This is a genomic window from Pseudomonas sp. 1 R 17, from assembly GCF_900067035.1.
GTDB classification, from domain to species: Bacteria; Pseudomonadota; Gammaproteobacteria; order Pseudomonadales; family Pseudomonadaceae; genus Aquipseudomonas; species Aquipseudomonas marginalis.
In genome coordinates this window covers 69,617-86,298 of sequence record NZ_FKLB01000057.1, presented here as the reverse complement: position 1 = coordinate 86,298, position 16,682 = coordinate 69,617, and the positions used below count along the sequence as shown (strand labels likewise).

14 protein-coding genes are annotated in these 16,682 nt (G+C 63.8%); 1 reads left to right on the top strand and 13 read right to left on the bottom strand.

The genetic code is table 11. The annotated features are described in order from the left end of the window. The 13 genes from BFP99_RS20700 to BFP99_RS20640 form a co-directional block, all read right to left on the bottom strand. A complete protein-coding gene (locus BFP99_RS20700) occupies window positions 1–2,394 on the bottom strand; it encodes a TonB-dependent receptor plug domain-containing protein (RefSeq protein ID WP_065948039.1) in 2,394 nt (797 codons plus the stop codon). 572 nt (window positions 2,395–2,966) lie between these two features. After that, entirely contained in the window at window positions 2,967–5,189 is a 2,223-nt protein-coding gene (gene gspD / locus BFP99_RS20695) for a type II secretion system secretin GspD (protein ID WP_065948038.1), read from the bottom strand. Continuing rightward, the gene (locus BFP99_RS20690; protein WP_065948037.1) at window positions 5,186–5,710 is read right to left on the bottom strand and encodes a DNA utilization family protein; all 525 of its coding nucleotides are present in this window, start codon (window positions 5,708–5,710) and stop codon (window positions 5,186–5,188) included. Before BFP99_RS20690 ends, gspD begins: the two co-directional genes overlap by 4 nt. Further along, entirely contained in the window at window positions 5,707–6,318 is a 612-nt protein-coding gene (gene gspM / locus BFP99_RS20685; protein WP_024076406.1) for a type II secretion system protein GspM, read from the bottom strand. Before gspM ends, BFP99_RS20690 begins: the two co-directional genes overlap by 4 nt. After that, window positions 6,293–7,336 (bottom strand): type II secretion system protein GspL, encoded by a 1,044-nt coding sequence (locus BFP99_RS20680; RefSeq protein WP_065948036.1) that lies wholly within the window; start codon window positions 7,334–7,336, stop codon window positions 6,293–6,295. The genes gspM and BFP99_RS20680 overlap by 26 nt, the downstream gene beginning before the upstream one ends. Continuing rightward, window positions 7,333–8,058, bottom strand: coding sequence for a general secretion pathway protein GspK (locus BFP99_RS20675; protein ID WP_065927292.1), 726 nt, complete (start codon window positions 8,056–8,058; stop codon window positions 7,333–7,335). Before BFP99_RS20675 ends, BFP99_RS20680 begins: the two co-directional genes overlap by 4 nt. Then, window positions 8,055–8,684, bottom strand: a complete 630-nt coding sequence (locus BFP99_RS20670; protein WP_065927291.1) for a prepilin-type N-terminal cleavage/methylation domain-containing protein — start codon at window positions 8,682–8,684, stop codon at window positions 8,055–8,057. Before BFP99_RS20670 ends, BFP99_RS20675 begins: the two co-directional genes overlap by 4 nt. Then, complete coding sequence (locus BFP99_RS20665) at window positions 8,681–9,049, bottom strand: type II secretion system protein (protein WP_065948035.1); 369 nt, start codon at window positions 9,047–9,049, stop codon at window positions 8,681–8,683. Before BFP99_RS20665 ends, BFP99_RS20670 begins: the two co-directional genes overlap by 4 nt. Continuing rightward, window positions 9,046–9,477 carry a type II secretion system protein gene (locus BFP99_RS20660; protein WP_027607416.1) on the bottom strand — a complete coding sequence of 144 codons (432 nt, stop codon included), beginning with the start codon at window positions 9,475–9,477 and terminating at the stop codon, window positions 9,046–9,048. The genes BFP99_RS20665 and BFP99_RS20660 overlap by 4 nt, the downstream gene beginning before the upstream one ends. Window positions 9,478–9,486: 9 nt before the next feature. Beyond that, a complete protein-coding gene (gene gspG / locus BFP99_RS20655) occupies window positions 9,487–9,912 on the bottom strand; it encodes a type II secretion system major pseudopilin GspG (protein WP_027607415.1) in 426 nt (141 codons plus the stop codon). A gap of 20 nt (window positions 9,913–9,932) precedes the next feature. Continuing rightward, window positions 9,933–11,135: a type II secretion system inner membrane protein GspF gene (gene gspF / locus BFP99_RS20650; RefSeq protein ID WP_027607414.1), complete on the bottom strand. Its 1,203-nt coding sequence runs from the start codon at window positions 11,133–11,135 to the stop codon at window positions 9,933–9,935. After that, a complete protein-coding gene (gene gspE, locus BFP99_RS20645) occupies window positions 11,132–12,862 on the bottom strand; it encodes a type II secretion system ATPase GspE (RefSeq protein WP_065948034.1) in 1,731 nt (576 codons plus the stop codon). Before gspE ends, gspF begins: the two co-directional genes overlap by 4 nt. A 128-nt stretch (window positions 12,863–12,990) precedes the next feature. Continuing rightward, entirely contained in the window at window positions 12,991–13,218 is a 228-nt protein-coding gene (locus tag BFP99_RS20640; protein WP_065927288.1) for a hypothetical protein, read from the bottom strand. Window positions 13,219–13,725: 507 nt separating this feature from the next. Between BFP99_RS20640 and BFP99_RS20635 the strand changes: the two genes are divergently transcribed. Beyond that, entirely contained in the window at window positions 13,726–16,476 is a 2,751-nt protein-coding gene (locus BFP99_RS20635) for a beta-glucosidase (RefSeq protein WP_065948033.1), read from the top strand. Window positions 16,477–16,682 lie beyond the last annotated feature (206 nt).

Below are 16,682 nucleotides of genomic sequence, written 5' to 3'. Positions count from 1 at the left end.
CTAGAAGGCATAGGTCAAGCGGGTGTAGTAGTACCCGCCGGTAAAACCGTAGGGCGAATAGGTGCCGTAGCTGCTGACCATGGTGCTGCTCGGTACACCTTGTTTTTTCGGGTAGACGTCGAACAGGTTCTTGGCGCCGATGGCCACGTTGAGGTCTTTGGTGAGGGTGTAGCCAAGGTCGAGGTCGGTGATCCACTTGGCGCTGTAGACCCGGTCGAGGCTGCGGTCGGCGGAGACGTTGACCTCTTTGTAAGAGCCGTAGCGGGTCAGGGCCAGGTTGAGGTTGAAGCGCTCGATGCTCCAGTCGCCACCGAGGATCAGCTTGGTGCTGGGCTGCACGCCGGTGATCAGGTTGCGTGCCTCGCGGTCCATCAGGTCATAGGCCGTGCCCAGGATCGTGGTGGATTCCTTGTAGTTGAGGATTCTGGTCTGGTTCCAGTTGAACGCGGCGGTCCATTTCAGCGCGCCATAGGGGCCGAGGTCCTGGCTGTAGTTGCCGACCAGGTCCAGGCCTTTGGTGCGGGTGTCGGCGCCGTTGATGAAGTACTGGCCGCCGGAGGTGGAGGTGATGCCATTGCCTTGCAGCACCTGGGTGATTTCCGGGCCGAGCAAGGTGCCCGTGAGGGTGATGCGGTCGCGCAGGTTGATCACGTAGGCGTCGGCGGTGAAGCTCAGGCGATCGGTGGGGGTGAGGGTGAAACCCAGGCTGAAGTTGGTGGAACGCTCGGGTTTCAGTTCCTGCGCCCCCAGAGCCTGGGCAGCGGCCGAACCTACCGGCAGCACGCCGTAGTTGATCGACTGGTACACGCCGTCGACCACGCCATAGGTGGTGGACCGCGCACTGAACAGGCTGTTGGCCAGGGACGGCGCACGGAAGCCATTGCTCACGGTGGCGCGCACGGCGAATTGCGGGGTGAAGTCGTAGCGGGTGGTCAGCTTGCCGCTGCGGGTAGCACCCACGCCCTGGTTGTAATGCTCGTAGCGAAACGCGGTGCCCACGTACCAGTCCGGCACCGGGTTGAAGCCCACGTCGACGTAACTGGCGAGGCTGTTGCGCGAGGCGCTGCTTTCTTCATCCGGCGAGATGCCGTTGGTGACCTGGGCCCCGGACGACGCACAGTTACCCGGTGCCACGCAGTAGCCGCCGTTGGCGTAGGACTCATAGTCACCGGCCTGCACCTCGTAGGTGTCGCGGCGATGTTCGAAACCGTAGCTCAGGTCCAGCGGCTTTTGCAGGCCGATATCGAAGCCGCGCTTGAAATCGAGGTTGGTGGTCAGCTCGGTGGAAATCCAGGTGCCGGAGGTGAAGCTGTTCGGCGTGGCCTCGCCCAGGGAGGGGTTCTGGTTATGGGTGGTGCCCTGCTCCGCCGCGTTGCGTCCGTAGGTGGTGGACAGGTCCCAGTCCCACTCGCCGACGGTGCCTTTACCGCCGAATGCGGCCTGGAAGTCGTCCTCGTCGATATACCAGGTCGGCGTGTAGCCGCCGGGGTAACCGTTAGGCCCGGTGGTAATGGTGTTGGTGATGGTCGGCAGGCGGAAGTTCTGGCCCTGCTCGGCCTTGCGCCGCGAATAGGTGGTGAAGGAATACAGGCTGAAGCTGTCGTCGATCGGCAATTCGGCGTTGTAGCCCAGGGTCAGCAGGTTGGTCTTCGGTGTGCCGTAGCCGCCATAGGTGGAGCGGCCGGCCTGCTCAAAGGCCTGGGCATAGGTGTAGCCGTTGGCGCTGGCCTTGTTGTCGTCGTTCTGGCTGCGCGCGTCCAGGGCCAACTGCACGATGCCGCCGTTGCCGATCTCGAAGCCCTTGTTGAGGCTTTGCTGCACGGTCTGTTTCTTGCCGTCGTAACCCTGGCCGACATGGGTCACCGAGGTGCCGCTGGTGTCGGCCTTGAGGATCACGTTGATGACCCCGGCGATGGCATCGGAGCCGTACTGGGCGGCGGCCCCGTCGCGCAGGACTTCGACGTGGTCGATGGCGCTGATGGGGATCAAATCCAGGTCTGCCGGTGCGGCGCCGGTGTTGATGCCGTTGATGTTCAGGGTGGCCGCGGTGTGGCGGCGCTTGCCATTGACCAGCACCAGCACCTCGGCGGCACTCATGCCGCGCAGGTTCGGCGCACGGGCGATGCCGCTGGCGTCCCAACCGGTTTTTTCCGGCAGGGTCAGCGACGGGATCACCGCGCTCAACGCCTCCATCAAACCGGGCTTGCCGGTGCTTTGCAATTGCTTGGCGCTGACCACATCGATCGGCACCGGGCTGCTGGTGACCGTGCGTTGTTCGGCGCCACGGTTACCGGTGACCACCACGGTGGACAGGGTGCTGTCGTCCTGGGCCTGGGCGGTGTTGGCCAGGATTGCCAGCGCCAGGATGGCGGTCGGTTGTAAGACTTGCTTCATAGCCACTCCAGACATTCCAAATCGCGAAGTCGGGCAGTCACGCGGGAGGGCGCGGTGCTCGATTTTTTTCAGTGGGGTTGCGGCGATTGGGGACTAGGTGTGGCGCTGGGTTTGAATTGGCAACATACGTTGAACTCCCTTCCAACGATTCTGCTGCGGGGATGATCACCCGGTTATGGCGCGCAGAATCTTGATTACGCTGGGTACCATCCGAGGTCAGGGGTAGGCTGTTGCGATCAAACATAACGGAATGGGTTTTGAAAATATAATGCTGTTTTGATATAAGCTAATATTCTCTAATTTTATTATTTTTTAGTTTTTTTATTCATATAAATAATGTCTTTTGAGATTGGCCTTTAGCTCGGGCCCAGATCTATCTGATATCGGGATATCAAACTGTGGGAGGGGGCTCGCGTACATCGCCTCCTGTAGGAGCGAGCTTGCTCGCGAAAAACGTCAACGATAACGCGTGCCTCCTGAATTAACGTGGCGCCTGTGAGTTTTTCGCGAGCAAGCTCGCTCCTACAAAAAGCCTTAACTGACTGGTATTAGGGCTTGCCCCCTCCCACATTTCAGTTAGCCGGCTTCAACAACTGCATCTGCTGGCGATAGTCATCCGTCACCTGCCGCGCCTGGCTGCTGCTGGTAATCACCCTCGGGGTAATCAGCACAATCAATTCCGTGCGGTCCTTGGACTTGCTGGTATTGCCAAACAACCAGCGCAACCCCGGAATCTTCCCAAGGTAAGGCACCGCACTGACACTCTCCGCGTTGTCCTGCTTGATCAACCCGCCCAGTAGCACTGTCTGCCCACTCTGCACCGCGACCTGGGTGGATACCGAGCGCGTGGAGATACGTGGGTTGGCCTGGGTGTCGTTGCTGGACGCCTGCGGGTCCTGGGCATCGCTGACCTGCTGCTGAATGTCCATGTACACCAAGCCACCCGGATTGATACGTGGCACGACGTCGAGGATCACCCCGGTCTGCACGTATTCAACACTGCTCAAGGTGGTGTCGGAGGTGCCGGTGTTGACCGTGGTCTGGCTGATCGGGATGTTGTCGCCCACCTGGATCTGCGCCGGTTGGTTGTTCATCACCACCAGCGACGGCGCCGACAGCACCTGGGTGCGACCGTTGGTTTCGAGGGCGTGCAGGGCCACTTGCAGGTTGGAGCTGACGAAGGAGTAGAACAACGAATCCGTCGCGCCCAACCCTGCCCCGCCGCCGCCCAACGCGCCTTGGCTGCCGGCGGTGTTACCCACGGTGGTGCTGGTGGAATTGCCTGCCAGGCGGCCGAGGTACCACTGCACGCCCAGGTCCAGTTCGCCGGTGAGCTTGACCTCGAGGATGCGCGTTTCGATCTGCACTTGCAGCGGTGGGTTGTCGAGGCGTTTGATCGCCGATTCGATCTCTTTCCACTGCACCGGGCGGGTGCGGACCAGCAGTTGGTTACTGCTTTTCTGTGCGGTGATGCGGGTGCCGGCGTCGAGGCTTTTGGCCGGGGCGTCTTCGCTCGCGCCCTGCTCGGCGGTGTCCTGCTCGGCGTCGGGCTCCTGCTCCTCATCCTCTGCGGCGGGTGGGTTGCCATTGAGGTTGTTGCTCAGGCCACCGGGCGTGCTGCCGGAGGTGCTGTTGGTGCCCGGCGAGGACAAGGTCGCGGTGCGCAAACCGGGGGCGACCTTGGCCGGGGTGTCGTCCTTGATCGCACCCGTGCCGTAGATCTGGCGCAGGTACTTGGCGAGGTCGGTGGCCTTCATGTTGCGCACGTCGTAGACGTACATCTGCGGCTCGTTGCCGCCGCCTTCGTCGATGGTGTGGATCCAGTCGCCGACTTCACTGAGGTACTGCGGCTGCGACGAGATCGCCACCACCGAGTTGGTCCGCTCGATGGGCAAGAAGCGCACCATGCCCGCCAGGGGCATGCCGCTGTCGGGGCCGAACATTTTTTGCAGTTCGGGCATCAGCTCGGCCACCGACGCCCGTTGCAGGCCGAACACGCCCACCGACATGCCCTTGAGCCAGTCCACGTCGAAGGTGTCGATGGTGTCCTGATAATTGGCCAGTTCTTCGGGGGTGCCGGCCAGGCTCAACACATTGCGCGCCGGGTCCACCAGTAGGAACGCATTCTCGCGGGCGAACGGCTTGAGCAGTTTCTGCATCTCGGTGGCCGAGATATAACGCAACGGAAACAGGCGTGCCGACAAACCGCTGGAGGGCTGCGACACGCGCATCTCCGGCACCAGCTTGCCCGCCACCGCCTGGTTGGCCGGCAGGATCACATAGCGGTTGCCCTGTTTGATCATGGCGTTGTCGGTCCACGACAACAGGGTCTCCAGAATCGACAAGGCCTGCTGTTTGTTCACCGGCTTGGACGTGGAAAAGCTGACATTGCCCTTCACGCCCTGGGCGATGCTGTAGTTCTCGTGCAGCAGGTCGCCCATCACGCTGTTGATCACCGCTTCGATCGGCTGGTCGGCGAAGTTGAACACGATGTCGCCGCTGCCCTCCTCCTTGGCGGCCGAGACCGCTGCCGGTTGGCGCACGAACTGCTGGTTGCCGCGTATCAACTGGCGCTGGGGCGGTGTCTTCGCCTGGGGTTGGCCGCTGTCGACCGGCGCCTGTTCGCTGGCCGGGTCCACGGGTGGGCGTTGCGAACCGGTGCCCTGCATCGCCTCATGCAGCAGGGCCTCGTCCGGGTCGAGATGCTCGGGGAAGGTGCCGCAGCCACCGAGGGAAACGGCGGTGGCCAGGCACAACACGGTGGTGCGCAAGGCGCCAGGGAAGGTATCGATCAAGGGGTGGACTCGTGAGGAAGGGTAATCGGGGGTGTGGTGGACGGCGGCGGCAAACGCAGGGCCCGCAGGCTCAGGGTTTGCGTGCGGCCGTCGAGTACAAAGCGGGCATCGCGGGGCGTCAGCTGTTCCAGGCGCCAGCCATTGGGCAGGGTCTGGCCCTGCTGGACTTTGAGCGGCGGGCCATCGGCACGCTTGAGCAGCGCCACGCGCAGGTCGCCGTCGAGGACGATACCGGTCAGCGCCAGGCTCGACAGGCTGGAAACGGCGGCCTGGCCAACCGCACGGTCGGGGCTGCGGTCGGGGCTGAACAGCGGCGCTTGCCAGGTGCCGGCCAGGCTTTCGAGGGTCGCGCTCGGCGCCACCAGCACCTTGGCGGCGGTAGTGACGCGCGCATCGGGGTCCGGTGCCGGCAGCCACTGCGGCGCATCGCCGATGCTGCTGAGGATGCCGACCATCAGCAGGCCCAACAGCCCGGCCACGCCGAGCAACAGCCATTCCAGGGGACGCAATGCATGGATCATCGTTGCACCTGCCGGGCGGCGGCCGGTTGCAGGTAACCGCGCACCAACAGGTGCACCACCAGTTGCCCGGCGCCGCCACTGGCCGGTGCGTTCGGTGGGCGGCGAATGCTCATCTCATCGACAAACAGAAACGGCCGCTGGTACTCCAGCTCATGCAGGATCGCGGTCAAGGGTTCGATGGCGCAGTTGAGGGTCAGGCTGACCTTGACCTGGCGATAGGGCTCGGCGTCGTCCTGCTCCGGGGTGATGGGCATGCGCTGGGTCAGGCTGCAACCGCCACCAAGGCCGGCGCGGCTGTTGATCAGATCGGCGATGCGTTGCATCAGGTCCGCCGCCACCGCACTCGGGTCGTCGCCGGGCAACAGGCTGGTGCTGCTGGCCGGGTCCTGCCGCGCCTGTTCCAACTGTTGGCGCAGGCTGTCGCCCTGGCGCAACACGCCGGCGTAGCGTTGCTGCTGTTCACGCAGTTGCTCGGCCTGCTCGCCCATGCTGCGCAAGGGGCCGGCGAACCAGCTGTCTATCAACAGCCAGTAACCGGCGCCGAGCACCAGGGCCAGGGCGATCAGGGCCGCGCCACGGCGTTCACGGGGTGTCAGTGGTCGGCGCATCAGCGGCCTCCTGGTGCAGGTGGGCGCGCAAGGAAAATTGATCCTTGCCGGTTTGCGCATCGGGTTGGATCACCCCTTCGAACTGGGCGTTTTCCAGGCTGTGGCAGCCCTTGATCCGGGTGATCAGGGCACTGGCCTTGGCGCTCTGCCCGGAGAAGGACACGTCGGCGCCGTCGTTGACTTCCAACTGGTCGAGCCAGGTGTCCGAGGGCAGGCACGCGGTCAGCTCGTTGAGCAGCGCCGCCAACGGCGGTTGGGCGGCCTTGCGGCGAATCAGGTACTGGGCGGCGCCACGGGTATTGAGCAATTGCTGGCGCAGGGCCTGGATCTCGGCGACCTGGGCTTTCTGCTCGCGCACACTGTGTTGCATGGCATCGAGCACGCGCTGGCGGTCGTTGAGCCACAGCAGCATCGCCGCAATCAGCAAGGCCCCGCACAACCACGGCAGGCTGCGTTGCAGGCCCTTGCCCTGGGGGCGCTGACGGGGACGCAACGGCGCCGGCAGCAAGTCGATGCCCATGGGTTTGCCTGCGCTCTCGGCGACATCCACGGCATGGGGCTGCAAGCCGAGGGCCGCGCAGTCATTGAGGATCTGGTCGAGGCGCTCACGCAGGATCGCCACCAGCGTGACGTGCAGGTGCGTGGGGGTGCGGCGCTCCTGGCGCGCGACAAAGTACAACTGGGCGGCGTCGAACGGCGTGAAGCGGTCCAGTTCATAGCCGACCACCGTCGTCAGGTTACGCGCCGCCGCCGGGGGCAATTGCAGGGTTTGCACCAACACCGTTTCAGGCGGCAGCAGCAGCACCTGACGCGCTTCGCCAGGCAGCTTTTCGACCGGCGCGGTCAGCGGCCAGGCGTAGACATGCTCGGGGATCTCGGCAAACGACAACCATGCCGGCAGGCAGCCACGCAGCTCCTTGAGCCACAGGCGCCAGCCCAGTTGCAGCAGGCTGCCGCGCCAGCGCTGGGTGATGGGCTGCGCCAGCGCCTGAAGCCGTGCGGGTAACTGTTCGTTCATTCTTGCCAACGTAAGACTCGATAAGGTTGTGCGCTGCCTTGCGCGGGGCTCAATAACACGGTGGCCTGCACCTGGGCGTGGTAACCGCCGGGGCGTTGGGCGCGGCTGCTGACCACCAGCACGTCGCCGGGATCGGCACCCACCGCATTCTGATGCGGCAGGTTCAGTGCGCGGCGCATCAAGGCACTGGCGAATGCCGGATCGGGCCGGTCCAGGCCGCTCCACAGGCTGATCTCGGGCACCAGTTCGCTGTACAACGCCTGAGTCATGCCCGGCAGTTGGCGCACCTCTTCCACCACCCGAAACGGCGCCAGGCCCTGGTTGCGCCGCACTTCCAGGGCCCTGGCGAGTTGGTTGGCCTGGGCCTGGGTCGCACCGCAGGCCAGGGCCAGGCGGGCAAAATCACCCACCTCGGCGCTGTTCAAATACAACTTGCCGCGCTCGCTGTGCAGGCTGACGCGCAGCTGCGCATCGTCGAACACCAGCGGGATTTCACGCCCGTCGGCAATCCACTGCTTGCGCTGCAACGGGTCCGCCACGGCCTGCATCGCCAGCGCCACCCCGGCCTCGGCCGCCAGCACCGCCTGGGTATGCTGGCGGTGCCAGGCGGCCTGGCGTGTTTCCAGTTGCACCCAGCCGGCCAAACCGCCGAGCAACAGGCTGAGCAAGGCCAGCACCCACAGCACCAGCAGCAGGGCCACACCGCGTTGATGCCGGATCATTCGGGCGCCCCGCCGGACAGGTTCAGGCGCAAGGCAACCACCTGGGTCACCCAAGGCACCGGCCCGTTCACCCGTGCGTCAATCCGTACTGCATAAGGCAGGCGTTTGGTCCACGGCCACTCACTGATCCAGCCAGTGGCCTGGCCCTTGGGCGACACGCCGCGATAGCTGAATTGCAGGTCCTCGATACCCTTCAACAACACCTGCGGCTCACTGCGCGCCGCCGGAACACTCACCTGTGCCTCAGACTCAAACCGCGCGAACGCCACCTGCAAGTCGCGCTGCGATTCAGGGCCCACCAACTGCAAGGTGAAGCGCTGGATACCGCCGCCGAGCACACCCGGCAAGGTCGCGACAAACTGCATACGCTGGGGCCCACCGGCGAAAAAGCCATCGGTCTGGCTGTCGTCCTCGGTCACATCCAGCGGCAACGCCTCGCTGATGGCGGTGCGCAAAAACTGCTGCGCGGCACGCATTTCATCCAGGCTGACCGTGTAGCGCTGGGCCTTGAGCACGGCACGATTGGCGCCCAGCAATGCACCGCCGACCAGGGTGAGCAACACCCCAAGCAGGCTCAGTACGATCATGATCTCAAGCAAGGTAAAGCCCTGCTGACGCGCCTTCACAAGCCGGCCCCGACGCCGGCAGCACGCAGTTTCAAGGTGCTGAAACTGGCCTGGCGCGGGCCTTCGCTGACGGTGAGGTCCAGGCGAAACAGATGGGCCTGGCCGACGCGGCTGGGTTGCTGGGCTATGCGCAGTTGCCAGGCGACGCCGTCCAACTCGCCCTGGCGTGTGCCGCTGGCCAACGGCCCGGTGCCTTCCTGATCCATCACGCTCATGGCGGCATGGGTCAAGCGGTCGCTGTGGGCCACCTGCAACAACGAGCGCGCGCTCTGGCCGAAGGCAACCAGCAGCACCGTGCTACAGATCGCCATCAGCGTCAGCGCGGCGAGCATTTCCAGCAGGGTGAAACCCGCCTGGCGCTTCATGGCAGGGCCTTGGATTCGACGCTGCCGGTCAGCCAGCCGATGTCGATGCGCCAACGCCGACTGCCGTTGGCCAGCAACACGTGGCCGCCGGTGGAGCTGCCATCGGGGTAGAAATCCACCGCCGCGCCGGCTTGCTCGGCAGTGTGCAGGGTCACTTGCAGCCCGGCCGGCCAATACTTTTTCGGACGGCCCGGCGCCTGCACGCTGAGGTTGCGCAAATCGAACACGGTGCTTTCGGTGGTGCCACTGACAATCGCCCGCGCCCGCGTGCTGCGCAATGCCTCGACCACCTGCCCGACGGCCTGGCGCTCTTTGGCGGCGCGCAGGCCTTGTTGCAGGCCAAACCCTACCAACCCGGCCGCGATGCTGATCAAGACGATCACCACCAGCATCTCCAGCAGGGTAAAGCCGCGTTGGGCGTTGGCCATGGTCGTGGGTTATTCCCAGTTGCCCAGGTCGGCGCTGTAGCCTTCGCCGCCGGGCTGGCCGTCCTGACCGTAGAAAATCAGGTCGAACGCACCGTGCTCACCGGGGAAGCGATAGCCGAAGGCATGGCCGAACGGGTCCTTGAGGTCCGACGGCTTGGCATACGGGCCGGCCCAACCGGCGCTGTTGCCCGGCTTGTCGACCAGTTGCTGCAGGCTCTTGGGCGGCGAGCCGACGTCCAGGCCGTAGCTTTCGATCTTCATGCTCAGGCTGGCCAACTGGGCCTTGCCCGCGCCGTATTTGCCCTTGTCCACATTGCCGCCGACCTGGCGTACCACGATGGTCGCGACAATGCCCAGCAGCACGATCACGGCGAGCATTTCCAGCAAGGTAAAACCGCCCTGGCGGCGGGCGGGCTTGAATCGGGTATGGCGCATCAGCGTGTTTCCTTAAGGGTTCATATATTGCTGGTCAGGCTCATCAGCGGCAGCATGATCGCCAGCATGATCACCGCCACCAGCACCGCCATGACCACGGTCAGGGACGGCACCAGCGCGGCGAGCAGGCGGTCGATGCCGCGTTTGGCCTCGACGTCGAACACCTCGGCGACTTTGAGCAGCATGCTGTCGAGTTCGCCGGCCTGTTCGCCGACTTCAATCATTTGCAACGCCAGGTCGGGCAGCAGCGGCTCGCTGCCGAAGGCGCTGGCCAGGGTGCCACCGCCCTTGACCGACTCGGCGGCCTGGGCGACCTGGGCTTGCAGGGCGCGGTTGGTGCAGACCTGGCGGGCAATCACCAGCGCTTGCAGCAGCGCCACACCGTTGCTCAGCAGGGTGCCGAGGGTGCGGGCCAAACGGGCGGCTTCGACCCGTTGCAGCAACGGGCCGATGATGCGGATGCCCAGCACGCGGCGGTCATAGCGTTCGCGGCGCTGGGGATCGCGCAGCCGCGCAGCCAGAGCCCATGCGCCGACAATCAACCCGGCCAGCACCGCCAGGCCGTAGGCCCCGAGGAATTGGCCGAGGCCCAGGATCACCTCGGTGATCAGCGGAATCGGCACGCCCAGGTCCTTGAAGATCGGCACGAACTGCGGCACCACATAGGCCAGCAGCAACGCCAGCGAACCGAGCACGCCGACCACCAGAAACGCCGGGTAGATCAGCGCGTTGATCACTTCGCCCCGGAGTAACTGGCTGCGCTCCAGGTAATCGCTGAGCTGGCGCAGGGTGTCTTCGAGGGCGCCGCCCGCCTCGCCGGCGCGGACCATGCTCAGGTACAGCGGCGAAAACTGGCTGCCCTCCGCCTCCAGCGCCTTGGATAACGGCTGGCCGGCCTTGACCTGTTCGCGGATGCGCTCGATCAGCGCGCGGGTCTGGGGCTGGCCGGGCTGCTTGAGCAGGATGCCCAGGGAGCGTTCCAGCGGCTGGCCGGCGCCCAATAGCGTGGCCAATTGTTGAGTGAAACTGACCAGCGCCGCGCCGTTCAACTGGCCCCGGCCAAAGGCCTTGCGCAAGCCCTGGGCGCCCGCCACCTCGATCTGCAACAGCAGCAAACCGCGCTTGTGCAGCGCGGCGACGGCGGCATCCTGGTCCTTGGCTTCGAGGGTGCCGTTCTGCGCCTGGCCCTGGCTGTCGAGGGCGCGGTATTTGAACAGGCTCATGCGCCCTCTCCCCGGGTGACGCGCAGCACTTCTTCAAGTGAGGTGACACCGGCCACGGCCTGGCGCAGGCCTTCTTCATGCAAGGTGCGCAGGCCGCCACGGCGGGCGGCCTGTTCGAGGGTGGCGGCGTCGGCCTGGCGCATCAACAGGCTGCGCAGTTCGTCGTTCATCACCAGCAGTTCGGTGATCGCACTGCGGCCGTGGTAGCCACCGCCCGGCGCATCGGCGTGGGGGCGATAAAGCATGATCGGGCGCTGCTCGGTAAACCGGTCGAGGCCGTGTTCGGCGATCAATTCCGCCGGTGCTTCGAAGGCTTCGCGGGTGGCCGGGTCCAGGCGCCGCACCAGGCGCTGGGCAAGGATGCCGTTGACGGTCGAGGCAATCAGGTAGCTTTCGACACCCATGTCCAGCAAGCGCGTGATACTCGCCGCCGCGCTGTTGGTGTGCAGGGTCGAGAGCACCAGGTGGCCGGTGAGGGACGACTGGATGGCGATACGGCAGGTTTCCAGGTCGCGGATTTCACCGATCATGATCACGTCCGGATCCTGGCGCACGATGGAGCGCAGCGCACCGGCGAAGTCCAGGCCGATGGCCGGTTTCACCTGGATCTGGTTGATGCCCTCAAGCTGGTATTCCACCGGGTCTTCGACGGTGATGATCTTGCGCTCGGCGGTATTGAGCCGCGACAGCGCGGTGTACAGCGTGGTGGTCTTGCCCGAGCCGGTGGGCCCGGTGACGAGCAGGATGCCGTGGGGCCGCTCGAGCACTTCGAGGAAGGTTTCCAGGCGCTGGCCATCAAAGCCCAGGCTCTGGAAATCGAACTGCACGGTCTGGCGGTCGAGCAACCGCATGACCACCGACTCGCCAAAACTGGTGGGCACCGTGGACACCCGCAAGTCCAGCTCCTTGCCCTGGATGCGCAGCATGATGCGCCCGTCCTGGGGCAGGCGCCGCTCGGCAATGTCCAGGCGCGCCATGATCTTCACCCGCGAAATGACCGCCGCTGAAGAGCTGGACGGCGGCGCCTCGGCGTCGTGCAGCACGCCATCGATGCGGTAGCGCACCTTGAGCTGGTTTTCGAAGGGTTCGATATGAATGTCCGAGGCGCGATGTTCCACCGCGCGCTGCAGGATCAGGTTGACCAGGCGAATCACCGGCGCTTCGGAGGCCATGTCCTTGAGGTGCTCGATGTCTTCCAGGGCACCGCCCTGCTCGTCGAGGTTTTCGATCAGGGTGCCCATCGCCGAACGACCCTGGCCGTAGTAGCGCTCGATCAGGGTTTCGACTTCGTTGCGCGGGCCCACGGCCAGCCACACCGGCACGCCACAGGCATAGGCCATGGCCTGGAACGGGTAGACCAGCGACGGGTTGGCCGCCAGCACCCGCAGGCCGCCCCGGCTCCAGCCCACGGGCACCACCTGGTAGTGGCGCATGAAACGCTCGGTCAATACCGGCAATGGGTCCAACAGCGGCGGCGCAGCATCGGCCAGCAGCAGCGGTGCGCCGAGCAGGTCGGCCCAGGCACGGGCCAGTTCCACTTCGGAAACCAGCCCCAGGCGCGTGAGCAGGCCTAGTAATTCGGTGTCACCGCCCTCCTGGGACAAGCGTCGGGCGCGCTCCAGGTCAACGGTTTTCAAGCCGGCATGTTGCATCAGCCACGCGCAGACCTGTTCGGTGTGCGGGATGTGCAGTTGGCAGGCATCGATGGGCGTTGAAGGGCTGGGCATGGGTAAAAATCTGAGGGGCTATATGAGCCCCCTGTAGGAGCGAGCTTGCTCGCGAAAAAGGTACATCCGACGCCGCGATGCGCTTGGAATACTTTCGCGAGCAAGCTCGCTCCTACAGGGGGTCAGGCTTACTTGGTTGGCGCTGTTTTAGAGGTAGCAGATTGGCTCAGCGGCCGCCCACCCTTGGTGGTTTCAGCTTTCTGTTTTTTGACGGCCTTGGCATCGTGGGCCTGGGTCAACACCGTGGAATCGGCGGCGCCGGATTTCGCATCGGCGTCCGTGGACTCGGCCGCCATCGCCGCGCCACTTAGCGCAACGCCCAATACAACACCGGCACCCAACAGGGAAATCTTCATCAACTTTCTCCAGATCAAAAACAGCAGATAGCCCAAGTGGCGCCTTGAACTCGATCAAGACCCTACACCAAAGCGTTGTGTATGACAGCTTGTGTAAACATGGCACTTTGAAACTACCGAGCTATGCCACTAGTTAGCCACGACTCGATAAATTTTCTTAAACCAATCGACTGGTAGGTTTAGCCTTAGTTCCGAAAGGTAAGAAAATATTTCTTATTTCACGCAAAAATTAGCTTTCGTTTGACTTATAACCGCAAGAATTGCCTTAATTATGCGGTTTTTGCGGTTCAAAATGCCATCTCGTGATATCGCTTAGACACTATCCACAACAATAACTAATACAATTATTACACTTATAAAACTGCGAAATTCGCCAAATAGTTGCAATTAGCCATCGGTTAAAAATTGCGATCACGGGCAACTATTGCCCAGAAAAAAGTGACGAGGTGCAGTGCAACACGCACTTCTCGGCGCGCCCTGTTTACTGAACTGTTGTCGGAGAGACCCATGAATAAACGCAAAATGATCGGTGCACAGTCGGCTTTCGCCCTGCTGGCACTGGCCGTGTCCCAGGTGCATGCGGCCACCAGTCCTGCCCTGGATGAAGGTCGGGTAAGCCGCGCGGAAAAAGCCGCGGACAAGACCCTGGCAAAGATGACCCTGGAAGAAAAACTCGCCTACATCGGCGGCACCGGCGGCTGGGACGTCAAGCCACTGACCCAGTACGGTATCCCGCAGATCCACGGCGCCGATGGCGGTGTGGGCGTGCGCTACACCAGCGAAGGCAACGCCCAGGGCGTGGTCTACCCGTCGGGGCCGAACCTGGCCGCCAGCTGGAACCCGCGTCGCGCCATCGACCTGGGCCGTGCCCTGGGCTATGACACCGCCAGCGGCGGCTATCAGTTCGTCACCGGCCCTGGTGTGAATCTGTACCGCATGCCGTACAGCGGCCGGGCGTTCGAGTACCTGTCCGGTGAAGACCCGTTCCTCGGCGCCAGCCTGGCGCCGGCAGTGATCAACGGCATTCAGTCCCGTGGCGTGTGGGCCAATGCCAAGCATTTCGCCGCCAATGACCAGGAAAGCAACCGCTTCCACCTCAATGAAATCATCAGCGAACGCGTGCTGCGCGAGATGACCCTGCCGCCGTTCGAGTCCGCCTCGAAGAACAGCAAGGTCGCGATGATGATGTGTGCGTTCCAGAAGGTGAACGGCGAGTTCGCGTGCCAGAACAAGCACCTGATGCGTGACATCCTCAAGACCGAATGGGGCTACCCGGGCTTCGTGCAGAGCGACTACAACGCGGTGGTCGACGGTTTGCCGGCGGCACAGGCGGGTACCGACCTGGACATGATGGGCTACCAGATGAACAGCACCATCCTCAAGCCGTACCTGGACAGCGGCGAGCTGAGCAGCGCGACCATCGATGACAAGGTGCGCCGCATCCTCAAGCAGATCTACCTGTACAAGTTCGACAGCAAGGCGCCGCTGACCAGCCACAACATGAACAGCGCCACCAGCAACCGCGTGGCCCTGAACGCCGCCCGCGAAGGCATCGTGCTGCTGAAAAACCAGAACAGCCTGCTGCCGCTGGACGCCAGGAAGGTCAAGCGCATCGCCGTGGTCGGCACCCTGGCCAAGTACGCGCCGCCTACCGGTTTCGGCAGCGCCAACGTCATGGCCGCCAACTACATCAGTGAGCTGAGCGGCTTGCAGCAACTGGCGCCAGGCGCCAAGGTCGAGTTTATCGACGGGCTGTCCCTGGACCCGGCCACCTCGACCTGGACCCATGCCGACGGCAATGGCAACAGTGTCAAAGGCTTGAAGACCGAGTTCTTCAGCAACACCAACTGGTCCGGTGACCCGGCCGCCAGCCGCACCGACACCCATGTCGATCTGGACTGGTCCACCGACAGCCTGCCGGTGAACGGCGATACCGCCGCCACCTCGATTCGCTACAGCGGCCAGATCACCCCGACGGTCAGCGGCGAGCAGGTGTTCAAGGTGCGTGCCGACGGCGCCGTGCGCCTCTACGTCAACGGCAAGAAAGTCCTCGACAACGGCGACGGCAAGCCGCTGCCGAACAACAGCATTCCGCCGACCATCCCGGTGTTTGCCAAGGTCAACCTGGAAGCCGGCAAACCGGTCGACATCAAGCTGGAATACTCACGCCGCAACGGCTACCTGTCGACCATGGGCGGCCTCGTCGGTGTGCAGATGAGCTGGGCGTCGCTGGTGGCACCGCAGGACCTGGCCAAGTACGACGCGGTACTGGTCGCGGCCGGTAACAGCAATGAGTACGAAGGCGAAGGCTTCGACCACAGCTTCGACCTGCCCGAGTACCAGAACCTGCTGATCCAGAGCATCGCCAAGGTCAACCCGAATACCGTGGTCACCCTGCACGGCGGTACCGGCCTGAAGATGAGCGACTGGATCGACCAGGTACCGGCCGCGCTGCATGCGTTCTACCCTGGGCAGAACGGCGGCCAGGCCTTGGCGGAGATCCTGCTGGGCAAGGTCAACCCGTCGGCCAAGCTGCCGATCAGCATCGAGCGCAACATCGAAGACAACCCGATCTACGCGACCTTCCCCACGTTCGACAACCAGGAAACCCTGGCCGAGATGAGCTACAAGGACGACCTGTTCCTGGGCTATCGCGGCTACGAGAAAAAGGGCATCAAGCCGCTCTACCCGTTCGGCTATGGCTTGTCGTACACCACCTTCGGCTACAGCAACATCAGCGTGACTCCTGGGGTGGCGGTGGCCGGTGCGCCGATCAAGGTGTCGTTCGACCTGGCCAACACCGGCAAGGTCGCGGGCGCCGAAGTGGCCGAGTTGTACGTGGGCCAGAACAACCCGAAAGTCGAACGCGCGATCAAGGAACTCAAGGGCTACAAGAAGGTGTTCCTCAAGCCGGGCGAGAGCAAGCGCGTGACCATCGAGCTCAACGATCGCTCGCTGGCCTACTACGACGTAGCGAGCAAGCAATGGGTGGTGGATGCCGACAGTTTCAACCTGTCGGTGGGCGCGTCGTCCCAGGATATTCGCCTGAACGCCAAGCTGGTCAACCCGTTCCGCCAGGAACTGTCGACCACCACCAGCAACCCGCTGCCGCGCTCAGCGCTCAACTCGACGCTGCGTGAATCGACGGTGAAGACCGGCGGTGTGCTGCATCAAAATGAAGGTGACAGCGGCACCAGCGACGGTGATGGCTATGACATGAGCGATGACAGCAGCCAGGGCAGTGCTACCGGCAACTGATCCCTGTGGGAGGGGGCTTGCCCCCGATGAGCATGGGTATCTACACAACTGTGTAGCAGCCAACGCTAACCACGATGCGAAGCGAGCCGCCCTTGATCTTGATCTTGATCTCAGGCGCCCCGTTAACCACGCTGGCCGGAATTCGATAGTGATTTGGGGGGTAAACCGGCAGGGATGCCGGTTTAGCCGCCCCGCGCCATGGATGG